Genomic DNA, 21,627 nt, shown 5'->3' with positions numbered 1-21,627 from the left:
TGTTCTGTGGGTCGCGGGGGTTGTGGCCCCTGCCCCCCGCCGCCCCCGCCGTATCGCGCACCAGCGCCAGCACCGGCTTGATGGGCGGGGTGGTGTCGAGGGTGAATTCCAATTGAGCGGTGATGGTCTCGTTGCCCGCCACATCGCTCTGCTTGACGCGCACCTTCTTCACGCCATCGCTGCCGCCGCTGACGTTGGCACCGGGCACGACAAAGGTCGTGCCGCTACCGTTTTGCCACGTACCTTCGCCGATCTGGTATTGCCAGCTGCGCCCTGCTTCCAGTCCATCGACCTTGACGGTGCCATCCTTGGTGATCGCCGCTGCCGTGCTGCCCGTCTTGTTGAGCAGGCTCAAGACCAGCGGCGGGCCGGTGCGGTCCACGGTGAAGATCAGTTCGGCGGCGGGGCCTTCGTTACCGGCTTCATCGATCTGGATCACGCTGACCTGGCGTTCACCGTCCGGGCCGGCGGTGGCGTCGATGATGTTGGTACTGCCGCCGGGCAGGTAAGTACTGGCGCCAATCCTGTACTTCCAGCTTGCGCCGGGTTCCAGGCCGCTCACGCGCACATTGCCATCGCGTGTCTTGCGGTCGTTGTTGAGGTCGCCCGTGTCGTTGACCAGGGTCAGCGTCGGCGCAGTGGGTGGCAGGGTGTCCACGGTCACGTGCTTGCTCCGCTCGGTGAAGTTGCCGGCCACATCGGTCATGCGCACCGTGACATCGTGGATTCCTGAGGGAACCTCGACGATATTGGTGCTGCCGCCGCTCTGGAAGCTGCCGGTATCGATGCGATAGCTCCAGCTGGCCCCGGCTTCCGGTGCGGGCACGATGATCCTGCCATTGTTGGTGATGCCGTCGATGTCGCTCCTGCCGCTGTCGAATTGCAGCCTGATGTCACTACTGAAGACAGGATCGATGGTGTCCAGCGTGAAGGACAATTCGCTGCTCACGGTCTCGTTGCCGGCAGCATCGGTCTGCTTGACGCGCACCTTTCTGAGGCCATCGGTGCCGCCGGTTCTCTGGCCAGACACGGCCACGGTGTTCAGGCCCGCGCTGCCGCTGACCGCTTGCCAGTCGCCGCCATCAATCTGGTAAGCCCAGGCGCGCCCGGCTTCCAGGCCATTGACCTGCACCGTGCCATTGAAGGTGATGCGGTCGCCAGCGGTGCCGGTATCCTGCGCCAGTTGCAGTGTGAGCACCGGGCCGGTACGGTCCAGTATGAAGACCAGTTCAGTGCTGATGGGGCTCTCGTTGCCCGCCGCATCAATCTGCCGTACTTCAATGCGGCGCTCGCCATCGGTACCGGCAGACAGATCCACGCTGTGCTCGCTGTCGGCCGGTCCGGCCAGTCCGTGGTCGATCCAGGCACCGCTGCTGCCGCTGCGGTGCTGCCACTTCACGCCGGGTTCCAGTCCGGTGACCTTGACCACGCCGGTGCGGGTGATGAAATCATCGTCCCGTTCGCCAGTATCGTCCTCGAGCGCAACGGTGGACTTGAGCGGGGCGATGGTATCAACCGTTACCATCAGGTTCTGGTCGGTGCTGTTGCCCGCGCCATCTCTCTGGCGCACGATGACCGTATGTGCGCCTTCATCAACCACAAAGCTGGTGCCGCTGCCGGTCTGGAAGTTGCCGCCATCGATCTGGTAGCTCCAGCTGACGCCCGCCTCGGGCGCAGGCACGATGATCTTGCCGTTGTTGGTGATGCGGTCGCCCGGTTCGCCACTGTCCACCTCCAGGCGGATCGGGCTGCTGAAGGCAGGGACCACCGTATCGATGAAGAACTCCCCATTGACCAGAATCGAGTCCAGTCCGTTGACGGTATTGTGCGATTGCAGGGTGATGGTCTTCTTGACGTTGTTGGCACTGGCCGCGCCAAGTTTGGTCCAGTCCGCCTCGGTGAGGGTATAGCTCCAGTTCCACAGCTGGGTACCGTTGTGCGGATCGACTGTCACGATGCCTGCCCGCATGACGGTGCCGTCGGCATGGCGCAAGGTGACCGTGTCGTCCTTCCCTGCGGTCCCGGTGAGGGTCACGCCGCTGGTGCGTTCGGCCAGGTTGATGACGTTGTCCTCGGTGACCAGGTTCAGGCTGGGCACGTTGGTGACCGTGAAGACGGCATCGGCCAGTTTGCTCCACGTGTTGGCCTGCGCGCCGTCGTCGCTCAAGGCGGCGATCTTGTCGAGGACCGCGGCCAGGTTGCCATCCTTCACGCCCGGGATGCTGAGTTTGCTGAAGTCCTCCTTGCTCGGGAGCTTGCTGCGATCATTGACGACCAGTCGGGCAATTTTTTCTGCCAGATTGGCATAGGCCTGGATCTTGGCCGGGGTATCGACATCAGTCACTGAGCGGCTGTCGATGATGGAACTGAGCAACTGCACGGCATTGGCCGAGCGAGTCGAATCCATGGCTTCCAATTCAGTGAGGTTCACGCCGATGTGCTTGAAATCCTGCAGCGTGGCCAGATTGCTCTCGGCGGTATCGGCGGCCGCTCCGTTGGCCTGCGCCAACAACTTGTTGTAGCTGTTGACGATGTCCTGCAGCTTGCCCGGCGGATTGAGACTGGCCGCATTGATGGCCGGCAGCGCCAGCACCGCCTGCAGCGATGCCAGATTGGCGGGCTTGCCGGTGGCAGCCACTTCGCGGACATCGTTGATGCCCAGCTTGTCGTAGTCGGCACCCGTCGGGGCGGCTGCTCCGTCCATGCCATCGGCATAGCGGCGGATCGTGGCATAGGCCAGGGGGGCCTGTGTCATCAGGGACTTGACGGACTGGAACGTCAGTACATCCGCAGCTTGTCTGGCTTGCAGCGCGTAGTAAATCGCGATCTCGTCCAAAGGCGTCACGGCAGGGTCCGCACCCCTGAAGTAGCTGAAATCGTCGGCATCGAAGCGATGCGCATTGGCGGGGGTATCGCCCGGGTTCTGGTTGGCAATGGCGAGGACCTTGACCGCGCGCGCGGCCAACGTACTCAGTTTGTCGAGCCGGTCCACCCTGGTGGCATCGGGCATGGTGTCCACCATGTCATTGAACAATTGAAGATGCCCGGCCTCCGTGAGCTGGTGGGCGGTGGTGTCCAGGCCCAGCAAGCCCAGCTCGGCGGCGCCCAGTTTGTGGTCCTCGGTGGTGTTGCTGAGGCCATCGGCCATCGGCAGCACCTTGCCGTGGTAGATCGCCAGGATGGCGTCGAGCTGTTGCGGCGTGTTGGCCTGGGCGCGCGTTACCAGTGGGGAGGCCAGAGTGGAATTGAGCGCTTCCAGCATGCGTTGCTGGTAGTCCGCTTGGCCGGCGAGGGTGGGCATGATCACGCCCATGTGGAGGTAATCCTGTATGCCGGGCAGATCATCGGCGGCAGGGGTGTCGGCGTAGCGGCGTACCTTGGCCTGTGCCTGCACGGCCTGGCTGACCATCTCCTGCAACCCGCCCAGGCGGGTGATGCCTGCGGCTTCAGGCTCGCCGATGCGTTGCAGCCGCGCCAGCACGGCGGGCAGGTCATCGGCTTCCAGACCGCTGATCCCCAGGCCGGTGAAGTCGTCCCGCGCGGGGGCTGCCGGTGCCGGAGTGGCACCGAGGCTGTTGGCATAGCCGAGGACCTTGGCGACCTTGGCGGCCAGAGCGCTGATCTCGGCCGGGGTGTCGACCTTGTCAGCGGCGAGCGGATCGATGACGGAGTTGAGCAGCTTGAGATAGGCCGGTTGCGTGGCCACGCTGCCCAGCGTGCTGCCGATGCGGGTGTAGTCCTCTGCCAGGGGCGCGGGCGCGCCAGTGGCAAGGTTGGCCATGCCGTCAGCCAGCGTCAGGACCTTGTTGTAGCTGTTGACGATGTCCTGGATCTGGCTGTGGGTGGTGGCGTCGCTGCCCTTGACGTCCGCGCTGGCGAGGCCAGAAAGCAGGGCGAAGAGGCCGGCAGGCATGTGATCGTCTCGATCCAGTGTGGGCAGGACGAACTTGTCCACGTCGGTGACGCCGATATCCTTGAAGTCCTGCAGGGTCGGCAGGCCGCTGGTGCCTTCCGCTGCGACTGTGCCGTCGCTGGCGTTCTGGGCGTAGTCGCGGATTTTTTTAAGCGCCGCGTGGGCGGCCACGGCCAGTGCGCGCAACTCGGACAGCGTGTCCATGTCGGCCGGCTGGTGCAGCTTCAGTGCGGCCACGAAGGCGGGCAGGGAGTTGACGTCGACCACCGCGCTGGCGCCGGAAACGGGGATGTCCAGCTTGGCCCAGTCGGCATTGCTGAGGCTCACCGGAGGCAGCGCAGGCGCGGCCGGATCGTGCGCCGCCAGTTGCATGACGCGATTGACAATGCTGGACAGGTTCAGGTTGTCCAGCTTGGTGACATCGGAGACGGCCCCAAAGTTGGGCTGGCGGTCCAGGGCTTCATTGAGCAGCTTGATGTGGGATGGCTTGTCCTCGATGGCCATGCCGAGTGCTGTGAGCTCGGCGTGCGTCAGCGGTGCGCCGGGTTTGGGTAGGCCGCTGGCGTCGGTGGCGTTTGCTGCCGGACGCAGCGCGTCTTCCGTCACGCCGGGACTGCTGGTGAGCAGGCGCAGCTTGGCCGCCGCCGTGGCGATGGTCTGCAGCCGGCTCAGGTCGAGTGTCTCCAGCGTGGCGGCGGGCGTTTTGGCGAGTGCGCCGTTGAAGAGGGCAAGCGTGCCGGGGATCGGGCCGTCCAAGGGCAGCAGCTGGTGCACGCCCAGCTTTTGCAGTTCGGCCAGCGTAGGCGCGGCCGGGACTGCGGCAGAGTCGGTGGTGGCGGCGTACTGCACCACCTTGCCCGAGAGGGCCAGCAATTCGCGGATCAGCGCCGGTGTCTTGACGGTACTGCCATCGGCAGGCTGGGCGTCGAGCGCCGTAGTGAGCAGGCCCAGCGTGGCGCTGGCCTCGTGCTTCTGCTGCGGGGTGAGGCCAGCCTTGTCGGGATCGGGCAGTTCGTTCTCCGTCAGGCCGATGCGCACCAGCTCCGCGCGGGTGATCGGGCCTCCGGTGACGTTGCCGGCCACGCCGTCGGCGGCCTGCAGGATATGGAGGTAGGCGTCGGCAATCTCCTGCAGTTTGGTCTTGTTGTCCACCTTGGCACTGTTGCCCTGCGCCTTGACGGCGGCATTCATGGAAACCAGATTGGCCGCCGTCACATGCAGGACCCCCGCATTGGCGTAGTTGGCGGCAGTGGGTTCCAGCACCACGTCGAGCGCACCCAGTCGGGCGTCGTCGTTGGGCTTGTTGTCGGCGTAGTAGCGGATCAGCTTCAGGTCGCGCAGCAGGCCGTCGATGAGGTTCTGCAGGCGCGTGCTGGTGTTGACGCTGCTGGCCTGATTGCCGGCGATGAGCGTACGCACGTCGGGCATGGCATCGTCGGTGAGGCCGTTGACGCCGAGATTTTCCAGATCGGACAGTTGCAGGGCGGCGGCGGCTGCACCGAGGGGACTGCCGCTCGGGCTATTGGTGGCGGCGGCAATGACGCGAGCGGCCGAGTCCTTGATGACGTCGATGTCGGCCGGCTTGCCGACCTTGGCGCGGGGCACGGCATCCAGCGCGGTGGCCAGCAGGTTGACCACGTCCGGGGAGGTGCCAGGGGCCACGGTGACCCCGATGAGGTTCAGCTCCGCGGCAGTGGGCACCAGTTCGCTACCGACCGGGTCGACGCTGGCGCGCACGCCATCGGCGGCTTTCAGGATCTTGCGGTAGGCATCGGCGATGGCCTGGACCTCGGGCTGGGTGTCAGCCTGGGCAGCGCCGACCTGGTCGGTGGCCAGTGCCGCATTGATGGCGGCCAGGCTGTTCGCATCGACATCGGCCACCCCCATGTCCTTGTAGTCCTCCACCGTGGGCCGCAGGGCTTCATCGGAGGCGTTGCTTTGGGCATAGGCGGTGACCTTGGCCAGGGCGATGACGGCCTTGTCGATCAGCGTCTGCAGCAGGGGGAGGGACTTGATGGCCTGCCCGTCTGCGCCGCTGGTGCCGACGGCGGCGAGGATGGCACCTTGCTCGGCAGTGCTCTTGCCGCTGATGTCCAGACCCAGCGTCTGGAAGTCGGTGGCGCTCAGTGCCGCGGCGGTCTCGGGTGTGGCCGCCCGGTCCATGAACTTGTTGACCAGGTCGAGCAGGGTTTGCAGCTTGGCGAGGCTGTTGACCTCGCTCCAGATCTTGCGGTCCAGTACGCTGCCCAGCAGGGCGGCACCGGAGCCGTCGCTGTCCGTGGCGCTGCTGCTGTGGCCCATCTGCAGGGCCAGCGCGGCATAGTCGTCAGCGGAGGGGAGCGTGCCATCGGCCGTGTTGGGCAGGCCATCGGCCAGCGTCACGATGCGGGTGGCGGTGGTGGCGGCGCTCTGCAATTTTGCCTGGTTCTTCACATCGGCCAGGGGCAACTGGCGCACGGCATCATTGAGCAGCGTCTTGGCCTGCTCGTTGAGGCTGGTGACGCCAATGGCTTCATATTGGCCCAGAGCCGGCATGGTTGTGCCCCCGCTCTGCCAGTCCAGAATGCGGTCGTATGAATCAATGATCGTCTTGAGCAAGGCCGGATCGTTGGCCCTGGCGGCATCGATGGCGCTGCTGGCCAGGGCGGAGTTGACGGCCTGCAGATTGTTGCTGTTCACCAGCGGCGTGCGGGCCGCATCGTTGCTGACCAGGCCGATGGCCGCATAGTCAGCGGCCGCAGGCGCGATGGCCGAGGCGGTATTGGCGGCATAGGCAAGAATGCGCGCGTGGGCCGCCAGCGCAGTGGCGGCCAGTGGCGCGATCTCGGCCATGCTGTCGACCTCGCTACTGCCGGTGGTGGCAGCGATGGCCCCCAATATGGCGGCGGCTGCGCCAGGCGTGCTGGACGGTTCGGCGGGCATCAGGCCCAGGGCGATCAAATCCGGTGCGCCCAGCCCCTCGGGCAGGCCGGTGCCGGAGAAGGCTTGCGGGGTGCCAGCCAGCGCGGTGAGGGCCTGGCTGGTCTTGAGCAGGGAGAGCAACTGGGCCGGGGTATGCATGGTGGCGGTCGTGCTCATCTTGTCCAGCGCCGAATGCAGCAGGTCGATGGCGGCATCCGTGGTGGCGGCAGGAGCAGGCGCACCCACGGCGGCGAGCTGGTTCCTGAAGTCGCTGCGTCGGTCGGCGGCCAGAGGCTGGTCCGCTACCCCGTTGGCCAGGGTCAGCAAGTCGTTCCAGTTGCGCAGCAGGGTGGCGAGCTTGTCGATGGTGTTGATGGCGGTACCGTCGATGTGGGCGGTCGCCAGGCTGGCGGCGGCACCGACTGCCTTGTCGGCCCTGACCGCCTCGGGGACGGCCAGGCCCATGGCCTGGAAGTCGTTCTCATCCGGACGTGCGGTATCGTCGGGGAAGCCGGCGGGCAGCGCCGTCAGGGCCGCGTAGTCCTGGATCTTCTTGTAGGCGGTCATGGCCTTGCCGACCACCTCCTGCAGCTCAGTGAAACTGTCCACGGCGCTGCCGGTATCGTCACCGGCGCGGATGGCGTAGAGCGCTGCCTTGACGGCCTCGGCATTGGCCGCATCCGTGATGCTGCCTTGAGGTGCGCTGATGCCCAGCTCGTTCAGGTCGGCGGCGGCAAGCTTGTCTGCTTCGGCAGTGCCGGCCTTGGCCTGCTCGATGACCTTGTTCACCAGCAGTCCGATGCGCTCGATTTTGGCGGGCGTGTTCACGTCGGTTGCGGTCTTGTTGGCGATGACCGAATCCAGCAGTGCGCGCACGGCGGCACTGGCGTGCGCGGCACCGTCGGTCACGCCCGGGATGTCGGCACCGATGCGCTCGAAATCGGCGGCGGTGAGGGCCGCGCCGGTATCGGCTTGCGGACCATTGGCGCGCGCCAGAATGTGCAGGTAGGCCTCGACCACTTGGGTGAGCGCTTCGGGCGTACCGGCCTGCTCCGCACCGACCTTGGCCGTGCGCAGTGCGGCGTTGATGGCCTCGACATGTTCAGCGCCCACCAGCGCCGGGCGCGGGCCATCCGCAGCGGCAGGGAACCTGACCAGCCCGACGTTCTTGTAATCCGCTTGGGTGGGCGGCGTGCCGGCGTTCGTAGCGGCGTAGTTGCGCAGCGTTTCCTGCGAAGCGTCGGCTTTTTCCACCAGCGCATTGAGCTCGGTGAGACTGTCCACCTCCGAGCCATCGGCCTTGCTGCCGGCAATGGCGGCGCGGATGGCCGGCCAGTTCACCAGCTTGCCCGTGCTGTCGACGGTAAGGCCGTCCAGGTTGACGCCCAGTTGCATCAGCGTGTCCTGCGAGAGCGGCGGTGTGGCTGCGGTGCCCGCCACCGTGTTCATCAGCGACTGGATCAGGTCCAGCAAGCTCGCCAGCTTGTCGGGCAAGGCAATCGGATTGCCGCTGCTGTCGTGGGTGAGCTGCGCGATGGTGCTGGCGTCAACCGTGTCTCCAAGGAAGGCCACGCCGGTTGCCTTGGCGGCGATCAGTTTGGCGGCATCCAGGCCCAGGGCCAGGAAATCGTCCTTGTTCGGTATGGCGACGGCATCGCCGGCGGTGCCATTGGCCGCATCGACCACGTGCACGGCGGCCACGATGATCTTTTGCAGCAGCGCTGGCGTATTGGCCTTGTCATCGGTGACGGCTTGCGAGCGCAGGGCATCGTTGATGGCGGTCAGGTAGGGGTCCGGACTCTGCGTGCTGGCAGGCCAGCTCAGCCCCAGTGCCGTGAAGTCGCCGATCACAGGGGCCGTACCGCTGTTGTCCCTGGCGTATTTCGTTATTTTCTCCTGCGCAGCCACGGCGGCATCGGCCATGGATTGCAGGGTAGCGATGCGGGTGGCGCCGCTGCCATCGTCATCGGTAGTCTGCAGCTTGGCCAGCAGCAGGGCCACGCTGGCCTCGGTCATGCGCTGCAAGCCCAGGCTGGCGAGGGCATCGGCCTCCAGCGGGATCGCCACCTCCGGATACTGGTCGGGGTACTTGTCCGCTACCTTGGTCACCGCTGCAACCTGCATGAGCTTGTCCACCGTCAGCGCCAGCTTGTTGAGTTTGCCGATGTCGTCGATCTTGCTATCGCTGGCCTGCGCGGCAATGGCGCTGTTGAACAGTTGCAGGGCATGTTGCCCGCCATGCGCAGGCAACTGCACGCCGATGTTGAGATAGTCCTCACGCGTGGGTGCGGCAGCGCTCTCGCCTGTGCCCACGTGGTCGAGGATGGTCTTGTAGCTGGCGGCGATCTGCTTCAGTTTCGCGAGGGTATTGATGCCATCGACATTGTGGCTGTCAGCGTCGCCGGTCTTGGGCTCACCGGTGGCGGTATCGACCCGGTTGCCCTTGTACTTGACCGCATTCAGGAAGGCCGTGCGCCGGACCGGGGTATCGATGCCGGTCAGGCCCAGATTGCGCAGGCTGTCGAGGCTCAACGCGGTGCCGCCCGCATTGACGACCGCATCCGTATCCTGTTCACGTCCGGTGCGAATGAGATCGGCGACGGTCTTGGCCAGGGCTTCCAGCTTGGCGGGCGTGTTGACTTCCTGCTTGCAGCGGCTGCCCACTACGTTGTTGAAGAGAGCGAGCTTGGCCTGGTCCACATCTCCGAAAATCCGCGAGCCGTCGGGCTTGATGACCAGCCTGCCCATGCCGATGGCGGCGCTGCCCAGCGGCACGCCGATGGCCAGATAGCCCATGGCGGTGAGGGATGCCCCCGAGCTGTTGAGGTCCTCGCCATCGGCCGCTGCGAGGATGGCGTTATAGGCATTGACCACGGTCTTGATGCTGCGGCGGGAGCTGACGTCGTCGCGGCTGAGCCTGTCGATGGCACTGTTGATGGCGGCCAGGTTCTGGCTCGTGACCAGGGCCACACCACCCGCCGTGATGCCGGCTTGGGTGTAATCGTCTACGGTCGGGGCGGGATTGGTATTGCTGTCGGCGTAGGCGACGATCACTTCCAGCGATACGTTGACCGTCCGTATCACCTGCTGCAGCTTGGCGATGCTGTCGATCTTGTCCAGGCCCTTGCCCTGAATGGCTGCCTGTACTTCAGCGAGATTGCCGTCCTCGGCGTTTGTATCGATACCACTGATGCCCAGCGCATGCGCATGCGTCTGCCACTGCTCGGTAGTGACGCTGCTCGCGCTGCCGGCAGCCTGGGCCGCCAGCGTCATGAAGGCATCCACGGCCTGACCCAAGGTGGTCAGCTCGCCGACCGTATCGACTTCGGCGCGCGTTCTGTACTTGATCGTGTCATTCAGCAGCCGCAGGCGGGCCGCCTGGTCTTCGGGAGACACCGGTGCTTCGGTAACGCCCGGTACTTTCACGCCAATGGTGCGGAAATGAACGATGCCGGGGTCTTCCGTTGGCGTCGCATCAGCCTGTTCGTTCACGGGAGGGGCACCGGCAGCCCGCGGATTTTCATTGGCCTCCTGCAGGATGCGTTCATAGGCCTCGACCAGTGCGCGCAGCTTCCTGGGGCTGTTGATGTCGGTGAAGCGCACTGCATCGATGGCGCTGACTGCCGCTTGCGCCACGACCGGGTCGGTCACGGTAATCCCGACGGCTTCCAGTTCCGCAAGGGCATCGGTGAATTGGTCAGCGACGGTCGCATTGCCGGCCGTGCCGTCGGCCAGCCGGCTGATCTTCAACAGGATATTCACGCTGTTCTGCAGGTTGGCCACCTCCAGCGCCTTCTCGCGTGCCATGCCGTCCACCACCGCCTGCACATTGCGCAGCAGCTCGTCAGGGGCAGCGGCCAGACCGGTAATGCCCAGCTTGCCAAGTCCCTCCGCCGTGATCTGGCTGGCTTCGGAACTCAGGCTGCCATCGGCGGGCGCTTCCCCGTTTGCGGCCGCCAGGACCTTCTGGTAGCTCTCGATGATTTCCTTGAGTCTGGCCGGCGGATTGACCTGCGCCTTGGTCACGGCGGTGGTTTGCAATGCGCTGTTGAGGGCGGCCACGGCCTTGGCCGTACTGCCGGCCTGCGGCAGGTGGTTGGCCAGGTCAAGACCGATATCTTTGTAAGTGTCGCTGGTCGGCTCGGTGGCGTCCGTCTTGTTGTCGGCGTAGTTCTCCAGCACCCGCTGGGCTGCATGGGCCTTGTTGGCCAGGAGCTGCAGGCGCAAGGTGCCGCCGATCTGGCCGATCACTTCCGAACCGTCATCCTTGCTGCCCGCCAGTGCCGAGAGGACGGCGGCGAAGGTGTCGGCCTGCAATCCGGTGATGCCGACCGTTTCCAGCTCTGGCTGTCTGACCTTGCTGTCGCCGGGCACGCCCCGGACCTGGGCAATGATCTTGTCGGCGATCTCGGCGCGCTCCTGCAGCAGCGCCACGGTATTGACCTTGGCCTCGCTGGTGGCATCGACCAGGGTATTGAGCATTCCCAGCAGCGGGTAGGCAATGTCCTTCAGTTTGGTGACCAGTTCCGTCTTGATGCCCACGCGTTCGTAGTCGACGGCCGTGGGCGCGGTTGGCGCGCTCGCCGGTGTGGTGGCATTGCCTGCAATGCCATCGGCCGCCGCCAGGATTCTTGCGTACGAGGTGACGATGCCCTGTACCAGCTTCGGGCTGGCGGTCTGTGCCGATTCGACCAGCGGGCTGGCCAGCGCGGAGTTGATCGCGTCGAGATTGAGGACGTTGACCTTGTCCACGCCCATGTCGAGATAATCATCGGTGGTCGGTTTGGGCTTGCTGGCATCATCGGCGTAGAGACTGATCTTGCGCTGTGCATCGGCGGCCTTGTCGGCAAGCTGTTGCAGCTTGTCCAGCGTGTTGATCTTCGCGCCATCGGCAGGGCTCAAGCGCAGGGCGGCAATTACCGCTGGCAGCACCGCGTCGTCGGGAGAGGTCACGCCGAGTTTGGTGAGCTGGGCCTTGATGGCCGTCAGTTGGGCGGTGGTCAGCGCAAGCGCGTCTTCGGGTTCGGGCGCGCCCTTGGCGAGGGCGTGCAGGTCCACTGCGGCTTGTGCCAGCACCGTGACCTTGGCCACGGTGCCCACGTCTTCGGCACTCTTCTTGTGCAGGACGGAGTTGAGCAATTGCGCGGCATTGGCGGTGAGGGAGATCTCCACGCCGATGGCGGTGTAGTCCGCCGCGCCCGGATCGGTGTTGGCATTGGCGACATCGCCGGCTTCGCCGATGATGCGCAGGTAGGCATCGGCGATGGCTTGCAGGGCGGCAGGCGAGGCCACTGCGGCTCCGTTGATCTTGTCGGTGGCCAGGCTGCTGTTGAGGGCAGTGGCCTTGGTGGTGCTATCGATGCCGGCAATGCCGAGGTCGCGATAATCGTCGACGACAGGTGCGGTTTTGTTGGCGTCGTCGGCATAGGCCCGGATCTTCGCGGCGGCGGCCAGTGCCTTGTCGATCACATCGCGCAGCCCCTGTACGCTGTTGACCCTGGTGCCATCATCCTTGGTACCGGTGATGCCGGAACGGATGATCGCCATCTGTGCATCGTCGTAGAGATCAGCAGCAGACAGCAGCTGCTTCAGTTCCGTGGCGCTGAGCGCGGTGTCGCGCTGCTTGGCCAGATGGACCGTGCGCGCGGCGATGTCGGCCAGTGCCTCCAGGGCGGGGACGGTGGCCACTTTGCTGCGAGCACTCCCGTCAATGACTTCCGACAGCAGGCGCACGGCACTGGCCTGGCCGGCAGTATCGACCGCGCCAGCGCTGCTGAATACGTTGGTGAGGGCCTTGACGCCCACCCGGACATAGTCCTCCAGCGCGGGCAGGGAGGATGCATCGCCCGGGTTGCCATTGGCCGCGGTGAGGATGCGCTCATACGAAGCGACAATCTCACCGACCTTCTGCCACGAGTTCATGTTGGCTGCGCCCACGGCCCGCAGCGCGCTGTTGATCGATGGCAGGTTCGAGGCGGTCACGGCCGAGATCAGGCCCAGGGAGGATGGCGGGCGGTAATTCTCCTCGACTGGTTCCGTTTGCAGCGGTGACGCAGGATTGATCGGCGAGCGGCCCTCTGCATAGTTGATCAGCACCTGCAGTTGGCCGATGTTGTGGGCGACGATCGACTTGACCTCCCGCAAGGTGTCGACCGTGCCGATCACCCTGTCGGGGCTGGTGGCCTCGCGCAGGATGGCGGGAACGTCATAGAGGCTGTTGCGCACGGCGGCCAGGTTGTCCGGCGTTACGCCATTGATGCCCAGGTTGACGAAGTCGTCCACGGTCGGTGCATGGGCGGCCGTGGCATTGGCCGCCTGCTCCGCGATGCGCTGCGCCGATGCGGCGATCCGGCTCAGCTTGGCGATGGTATCGACATCCTGTGTTTTCTTGTCATCGAGCACATTGCCCAGGATGGTCGCCGCCGCCGGGCTCAGGGCCGGGCTCACTCCCAGGATTGCGTAGACGGCGGCAGTGGGCAGTGCCGTGTCTGCCGTATCGCTCTGCTGATTGGCCAGCGCCAGCACCTTCAGGTAGGCGTCGGTGACCGCCTGGATCTTGCCAATGGAATTGGTCTTGTCCTTCGGTAGCTTCTCGATGGCATTCACCACCGCCGCCATGGCCACCGCATTATTGTCCAGGCCCAGCACGCCCATGGCGAAGAAATCCTCGTGATCCGGTGCCGGTTTGGCCGGATCATCCCCGTAGAGGGAAGCCTTGGTCACGGCAGCGTTGGCCTTCTGCATGGCATCCGTGACGAAGCTCTCCAGTCCGCTTTGGTGATTGATCTGCTCCACATTGGTGGCGCGGCTGAGCTGGTTGACGATGGCCGGGAGATAGGCTTTATCGGTGCCGTGGTTCAAGACTTCATCAAGGCGATACGTGCCATCCTCACGTGCTGTAGTCAATGCCGTGCGCACGCTCACGACGGCCTCTTCATGGGCCTTGCGGGCGGCCTGCTCGACCCGCTGTGCGGCTGCCAGCACGGTCTGCTTGGCGGTGCGCTCGGTGGCCGTCGCCGTGTCGAAGGCGGTTTGTGCTTGTGCCATGGCTGTACGCGCATCCTTGAGCGCAGTCTGGCGCTGCACCAGCAGGTTGACCAGTTCGATGGTGCCGGTACTGTCGGTGACGAAGGTCTGGCTGATCTCGCTGTAGTTGCCGGCCGCGTCGATGTGGCGCAGCTTCAGTGCTACCTTGCCGTTGCCGGTCTTGGTGTTGCCGCGCATGACCAGGTGTTCGTCGGCCCTGAGGGTGATCCAGCTGCCGGGCGCGATGGTGCGGCTGACGCTGGCGGTATTGATCGCCGCCAGGGTGTCATTGGCGGTACCGGGCACGGCCTGCAGCTGCAGGTGCAGTTCCGCGCCGCCTTCGCGCGGGGCCATCAGTTCCAGCCTGGTATCGCGCTGGCGCGTGATGCCATCGTCGCTGGCGATGCCATCGTCCGCACCCGTGGGCAGGCGCAGGCGGAGGGGCGTGGGGGCGAGACTGTCCAGGGTGAAGTGCAGCGGTGTCTCCAGCGTGTTGGCATTGCCGTAGCCGCCGGTGAACTCGCGCCCCTTTTGCACGATGCGCGCCTTGACCCAGATCTGGCCGTTGGCTTCGGTCACCTTGCCAGTCTCGTAGATGAAGCGGCCTGCGGCGGGGCTGCCGTTTTCGGTCAGTCCATTCACTTCGTGCCAGCTGTCCCATACCGGGTTGCCGTTGCGGTCGGTGCTGCTGGCCACGGCCAGTTGCAACACTTCACTTTCGCCGTTGAGCGCCTTGGTCAGGGCAATGCGCAGTCTGCCATCGCGAGTGATGCGGTCGCTGTCGCCCTGCGTGGCGGGGAACCTGCCGCTGTCGCCGCCGGCGCTGCTGTCGTTGTAGAAGGTATCGCTGACCAGGCTCAGCGGATTTTGCGCGGCAAAGCGGGTCATGCTCTCGGGGGTATTCAGGTCCACCCGCACATCGGTATTGCTGCTGCTCCACAGCGCATGGTTGGTGCGGCTGTTGCTGCCGTCGGTCACGGTGACCTGGGCGCTGATGGCGCGGCCGCGGTCGACGCCGTGCAGGACCTCCATGTTCTCCTCACTGGCTTTGAGGATGGCGTTGCCGTTGGCATCGGCGTGGGCCACGGGCAGGTTCACGCTGACCTCATGCCCGAGGTTGTCCGTACCCTTGATGATCACCCAGACTTTGGCATTGGGCGTGGTCTTGACGCGCAGGTCGCCGTCCAGCAGGTCCCCCTGGTCCAGCACCAGCGTGCTGTTGAGCGGAGCCGTCTGCCACAGCTTGGAGTCGCTGACCACGGCATTGCGGATGGTGATGATCGGGTTGGGGATGGCCACGTGATTGTTGATCAGGTAGTCGGCCACCGTGCTGCCGTTGGGCAGGTTCTGCAAAGCCTCCAGCGTGCGCTGGGCGCCTTCTACTGCATCATCCGTGCTGTCGGGATTCTCGATGATCTGCGTCAGCGGCTCGCTGAACAGCGCTCCTTGCAGGGCGCTGGCCTTGGCCAGCGTCTGGCCGCGTGCAGTGGTCGCCCATTTCAGGCCGCTGCCGGCCTCGTCGACGAAGTCCAGGCTGTCAGCCAGGCGCACCAGTGCGCTGGCCTGGTTGGGGTAAGTCTTCTTGTCCAGCCGGACCAGGTTGGCGATGGCCTTCAGGGCTGCGCCATAGTTCTGCGTCTCCACGCTCAACGCACTGTTGAAGCTGGGATTGGGGATGCCGCGTCCGTTCGCATGGGCGGCGGAAGTGGTGACCACGTCCGTCCCGAGAATATCGACCTTGAAGAAGCCGCTGACCGCATTGTTGGCGGCGATGATGCGTTCGGCCGTGACGTCAGGCTGCTCGGCCGCGCGCGTGACGCCCTGGTCCAGACCGGCCTTGAGCACGGCCAGTTCGGTCAGTGCGGTGACGTTGACGTTCTGGTTGACGCCGCTGGCCATGACCAGTGCACGCAGCGGCGTGGGGCCCAGGTCGGTGAGCTGCAGGCTGCCTTCATCGATGTAGTTGTCGGCTCCGCCGGGGGTGTTGTCGCGCACCACCAGCATCATCGGGCCCTTGTAGAGCGGATGCTTGAGCGTCAGCGTGTACTTGCCGTCGACCACGGCCACGGTATCGCTGATGGCATTGCCGGCTGCGTCATAGGCCGTGACGTTCGCGTTCTTGATGGCACCCAGCGCGGCGTTGCCCCGGATGACTGCGGCGGACGGGTCGACCGTGCCTGCACCTGCACTGCCGGCGGCTGCAGCGCCTGCGCCACTGCCTGCGCCGCCGCTGCCACCGTTAGCAGCGCTACCGCCATTGCCGCCCCCGCTGCCGCCGCCACCACCACCGCCCCCGGCCGCTGCCAGCAGCGCCAGCGCGCCGGCCGCGATGGGCCATTGCACGCCCCAGTTCTTTTCATGCTGCGAGTTGATTTCGGCATCGGCGATCTGGCTCTGGTTGTCAGGAGATCTGGTGGGCGAAAAGTTGGGCCGCTCGGTGTTGCCGCTGCTGCCGCTGGTCTCTGCAGCAGCGCTGGGATCGCGCTCGCCGTCCTCGACCACTACCGGCTTGTCGCTGTCTTCCTCGTCGTTCTTGCGGGCCTTCTTGTTCCTGGCGTTGTTCTGGTTGTAGCGCGTGATTTCCTTGGAACTGACGGTCAGGTTGGCTTCCGGCGAGACATCGATCTTGTCGATCTGCTGGAACACGCTGGCCAGCGGCAGTTGGCCATTGGCGAACTGCAACGAGGACTCCGGGGCGCTCATGGCGCTGACCGCGCCGCTGCTGATGATGATGCGATCTCCGTTGACCAGCACCAGCATCAGGTCCACGTCCAGCGCGCGGACGTCCTTGATGCTCCTGATGGAAATGTTCTTGAGATAGGCGTCGGCGTCGGACAGCTTGAGAACGGTAACGGTCATGGTGGTACTCCCTAGAAAGTGACGAATCGAAATCGGGTCACGCACGCTTTCATCGCTCACGCCAAGCCGCTGGCAGGACAGGGCAGGTGCCTGCCGGCAAGACACCTTTCGGTGCGCGGTACGGGTGAACGTGAGCGGATGAAAAATCGTGCTCAGTGACAAACGCCTGCCATAGTGATGGCGTCGTTTTGTCCTGATAAGGGGATCAAGGGAATAAAACCGAAATACAAAAATTTAACGAAATACGGCTCTTCAGATTTCGAAGAATGTCTCGAAAATTTTCTTGAGTTTGATCGAATAAATTCAGAAAGCCAGCAGGCAGGTAATTGGAATTGCCCGGAAAGCCGCGTCGGAGGCGCTCTCGCGAAATCGAGTGGTGATTTTTTGGGAGTGAGTAAAGTGCGGCAAAGAAATCTGATCGGAGTTCGAACAATTTTATTGTGCCGGAGTGAAAATAAGTTTTGATACCGGGTAGGCCGGTTCAGATCGCCGTTTCAGGAAATGAACGTTTCTTGAAAAATGGCAGCCATCGTGCGGGAAGTGAAACGCGCTCCCTGATAAAAAATGGCTCCCGAATCATCGGGAGCCATGGTGGGGACCGGCAGCGGCCGGTCCGGTTCCGTGCCGGATAAAATGCGTGATGTGGAATCACATCAGCGCATCACTGCGTCAATCACCGATGCTTCAGAATCCCAGCGTACGTCCATCCGGATTGCGCGGATCCGAGAAGCCGTCAAAGCCATCCGGACGGATCTGGATGGTCTGGGTACGGCCCATGGAAGGCTGCACGCTGATCTTCTGGCCCTTGTCCTGCAGGATCTTGAGCGTATCGGCCGACAAGCCCTTTTCCACGCGCAGCTGGTCCGGTGCCCACTGGTGGTGGATACGCGGCGTGATGGTGGCTTCGGCCACGTTCATGTCGTGGTCGATCACGTTGAGGATGGTCTGCAGGGTGGTAGTGATGATGCGGCTGCCACCCGGGCTGCCGGTGACCAGGAAGGGCTTGCCATCCTTGAGCACGAAGGTCGGCGACATCGACGACAGCGGACGCTTGTAGGGGCCGACCGCATTGGCGTCGCCACCGATGAGCCCGAATGCATTGGGCACGCCCGGCTTGGCGGCGAAGTCATCCATCTCGTTGTTCAAGGTGATGCCGGTACCGGTGGCGACGATGCCGCTGCCGAAGTTCAGGTTCAGCGTGTAGGTGGTCGCCACCAGGTTGCCGTCCTTGTCGGCCACCGAGTAATGGGTGGTCTGGTCGCTTTCATACGGCTGCGGCTGGCCCGGCTTGATCTCGGTGGAGGGCGTGGCGCGGTCCGGGTTGATCTTCTTGGCCAGCTCGTCGGCATAGGCACGCGAAGTCAGGCCCTTGACCGGGACCTTGGTGAAATCCGGATCGCCCAGGTATTCGGAGCGGTCGGCATAGGCCAGCTTCATGGTTTCGGCCATCAGGTGGATGGTCTGCGCGCTGTCGGCACCGTACTGCTTCAGGGGATAGCGTTCCAGGATGTTCATCATCTGGATGATGTGCACACCGCCCGAGCTCGGCGGCGGCATCGACATGACCTGGTAGCCGCGATAGTTGCCGGAGACCGGCACGCGTTCGACGACCTTATAGTTCTTCAGGTCCTCGGCGGTGATGAGGCCGCCGTGCTTGTCCATCTCGGCCACGATCTTCTTGGCGATGGCACCGTCATAGAAGGCCTTCGGACCTTCCTTGGCGATCAGGCGCAGCGACTTGGCCAGGTCCTTCTGGACCAGCATCTCGCCTTCCTTCAGGGGACGGCCTTCCTTGAAGAAGATCGCCTTGGAGGAATCCCACTGGCCCAGGTGTTCGCGCTCGGCCGAGAGGATCAGCGCCAGGCTGCGGCTGACCGGGTAACCCTTTTCGGCCAGTTCGATGGCCGGCTGGATCACCTGCGACAGCTTCATCGTGCCGTACTTGGAGAGCGCATGCGACAGGCCCGCGACGGTGCCGGGCACGCCCACGGCCAGGTGGGTATAGAGCGAACGGCCGGGCACCACGTTGCCCTTGTCGTCCAGGTACATGTTGCGGGTGGCGCGCTGCGGGGCCATCTCGCGGAAGTCCAGCGCCACGTTCTTGCCGGTCTTGGCGTCGTGGATCATCATGAAACCGCCACCGCCGATGTTGCCCGCATTGGGCAGCACCACGGCCAGGGCAAAGCCTACGGCCACGCCGGCGTCGACGGCATTGCCGCCCTTCTTGAGGATATCCACGCCGACCTTGGTGGCCAGCTCCTGCTCGGTGGCCACCATGCCGTGCTGGCTGTGGACCGGGCTGATGATGTCATAGGTCAGGTCGTACTTGACGACCGGGGCCGACGGCGCTGCCGTCTGGGCCGAGGCTGGCAGGAAGGCCAGCGCGCCGCACAGCGGCAGCAGGGCCATGGCGGCGGGTTTGCAAAGACCGGTGAATGTCTGCATGAGGGTTGCTCCTGGTGATCTGGACTTGGTTATCTGCATATTATTTATAGAAATGCCGTCCGCGCTGCTGCATCCCTGCATCAGCCTATTGCTGTGCTGCTGCATTCTTGCAGAGCAGAACGACACCGGGAGATTGTAGAGAATGGCAAGTTTCTGTCCAGAGCCGGGAGCCGGCGATGGATGGATTATTGGCGCCGATTCGTCCACGGATGCGTGGGATGCAGGCGCGAACGTAAATACAAACGCAAACGCTCGCTCAGGTACTTTCGCGCAGCGCCAGCTCGAAGCCCAGGTCCAGGCGGCCTTTGGGAATGTCTTCGCCCTTGAGCTGGCGTACCAGCATTTCGGCCGACTTGTAGCCGATGTCGTAGCGCGGCGTGACCACGGTGGTGATGGAGGGGGTGGCGCAAGCCGCCCAGGACAGATCGTTGAAACCGGCAATGGCCATCTCGCGCGGCACGCTGATGCCCTGGCGCTGGCATTCGAACAGCGCGCCCAGTGCCAGGTCATCATTGCAGCAGAACACGGAATCGCATTCCGGATGCTGTTCCAGCACCCGCCGCAGCAGTTGCGCGCCCATGTCGACGGTGGTCGGCTCGGGCAGCAAGACTTCGATCTCCGGCTTGATGCCCGCTTCCAGCAAGCCTTTGCGGAAGCCCTCACGGCGCTTCATCATGCGCGGGTCGAGCTGGGCCGCCAGGAAAGCCGGGCGCCGGTAGCCGCGTTCGACCAGATGGCGGGCCACCGCATGCCCGGCACGTGTCTGCGAGAAGCCCACCGAGAAATCATGCTGGCTGCGTCCCAGGTCGAACATGCGCACCGCCGGGATATCCCGGCTGCCGGGACGGGCCTGCAGGATGTCGTGCTGCTCGCTGCTGGAGAGCAGGAAGCCGGCGGGAGCATGGGCCAGATAGGTGGCGATGAGCTGCTCTTCCTTGGCGCGCACGTAACCGGTCTCGCCGATCAGGAACTGGTAGCCGGCACCGGCCAGGTAGTCACGAATACCGGAAAGCGTCTCGATGAAAACCGCATTGGTCAGCGACGGCACCAGCACCGCGATCACCTGCGAGCGCGCCGAGGCCAGCGTCGATGCCGCCTGATTGGGCACATAGCCCAGCCGATCGATGGCTTCCAGGATGCGCTGGCGCGACTGTTCCTGCACCAGGCCGGGATTTTTCAGCGCACGGGACACCGTCATCGGGCTCACCCCGGCCTCGGCCGCCACGTCGATGATGGTGACGCGCCCGGTGGCGCGGCTACCGCGCACGGCGGGTGGGGCCTTGGGCTTGGACTTGGGTGCTGCGCGCTGGGTCATGGATGCAGGGGAGGGCGGTCATTCGAAGTGGCGACATGATACCTGCTTGCGGGGCCCTCTTGGCATGCGGGAAGTCCTTTCGGGTATTTCCGCAAAACAATTTATATCGCACCGGCGCCCGCTCAAGTCCCGCTTCTGACGCACCGCAACACAACAAGTGTTTGACCCGCGCAAAATGTTAGCGTTATCATCGCGCCCCATGTTAACGCTAACATCTGAACCTCCGGGCACACGGCGGCGGAGCTGGCGGCGGCATACCACACTCAGGAACGGAACTCAGTGCAGCCCTCGTGGGTTCCTCAATAAAACACTACGCAGATAGTGCAGATGCCCGTGCCTTCTCCAGGAGAGGCCGCAGGAGACGCTCGCCCTGGCGCCATGCGCGGGGCCGCGCTGCTGCGCTGAACCAGGGATCGTGCGCCATCGGCTATCGGCAATCGGAGATCCCATGCTGGGCATGAGCCACGACGCCACCTTGCTGTTCAATGCAGTCATTGCGATCCTCGCGCTGATCCTGATGATCACGCGCCTGCGCATCCATCCCTTCATCGCCCTGACCATCACATCGGGCTTCCTCGGCTTGATCTCCGGCATGCCGCTGCCCAAGATCGTCAAGTCCTTCCAGGACGGCTTCGGCGGCGTGCTCGGTTTCGTCGGCATCGTGCTGGGCCTGGGTACCATGCTGGGCAAGCTGATGGCCGAGTCCGGCGGCGCTGACCAGATTTCCCAGACTCTGGTGCGCGCCTTCGGCCGCGAGCGCGTGCACTGGGCCATGATGATGGGGGCCTTCCTGGTTGGCATTCCCCTGTTCTTCGAGATCGGCTTCGTGCTGCTGATCCCGCTGGTGTTCATCGTGGCGCGCCGCTCCGGCGTGCCGCTGTTCAAGATCGGCATGCCCATGCTGGCCAGCCTGTCGGTGATGCACGGCCTGGTGCCGCCGCATCCGGGCCCGCTGCTGGCCATCGGCATCTTCGGTGCCGACATCGGCAAGACCATCTTCTATGGTCTGCTGGTGGGCCTGCCGACCGTCATCATCGCCGGCCCCCTGTTCGGTGCCTTCATCTCGCGCTACGTCGACATCAAGCCCTCCGAGGAACTGATGGCGCAACTGGCGCGCGAGCCGCAGACCACCAACCTGCCGGGCTTCACCACCACGCTGGTGACGGTG

The 21,627-nt window shown here is 64.5% G+C and carries 4 protein-coding genes; 1 reads left to right on the top strand and 3 read right to left on the bottom strand.

Annotated features, from left to right (window positions below; translation table 11 throughout):
- The 3 genes from B3873_RS26090 to B3873_RS26080 form a co-directional block, all read right to left on the bottom strand.
- Window positions 1–16,699, bottom strand: a 16,699-nt coding sequence (locus B3873_RS26090; protein WP_286870013.1) for a cell wall anchor protein, incomplete at its 3' end; no start/stop codon positions are given.
- 684 nt (window positions 16,700–17,383) lie between these two features.
- On the bottom strand, window positions 17,384–19,144 hold the full coding sequence (gene ggt, locus B3873_RS26085) for a gamma-glutamyltransferase (RefSeq protein WP_039789032.1): 1,761 nt from the start codon (window positions 19,142–19,144) through the stop codon (window positions 17,384–17,386).
- Window positions 19,145–19,400: 256 nt separating this feature from the next.
- Window positions 19,401–20,459, bottom strand: a complete 1,059-nt coding sequence (locus tag B3873_RS26080; protein ID WP_209532101.1) for a LacI family DNA-binding transcriptional regulator — start codon at window positions 20,457–20,459, stop codon at window positions 19,401–19,403.
- A 448-nt stretch (window positions 20,460–20,907) separates the two neighbouring features.
- Here B3873_RS26080 and B3873_RS26075 point away from each other — a divergent pair.
- On the top strand, window positions 20,908–21,627 hold a 720-nt coding region (locus B3873_RS26075; RefSeq protein ID WP_286870011.1), incomplete at its 3' end, for an SLC13 family permease.

This window comes from Herbaspirillum sp. UBA812, from assembly GCF_002296545.1.
GTDB classification, from domain to species: Bacteria; Pseudomonadota; Gammaproteobacteria; order Burkholderiales; family Burkholderiaceae_D; genus Herbaspirillum; species Herbaspirillum huttiense.
The sequence above is the reverse complement of the archived record's forward strand: the minus strand, read 5'-3'. Positions and strand labels throughout refer to the sequence as shown.

What these genes read in the sequence shown, in the direction of transcription:
- ggt (WP_039789032.1), bottom strand. Translation starts at nt 19,144, where the DNA reads ATGCAGACATTCACCGGTCTTTGCAAACCCGCCGCCATGGCCCTGCTG.
- B3873_RS26080 (WP_209532101.1), bottom strand. Translation starts at nt 20,459, where the DNA reads ATGACCCAGCGCGCAGCACCCAAGTCCAAGCCCAAGGCCCCACCCGCC.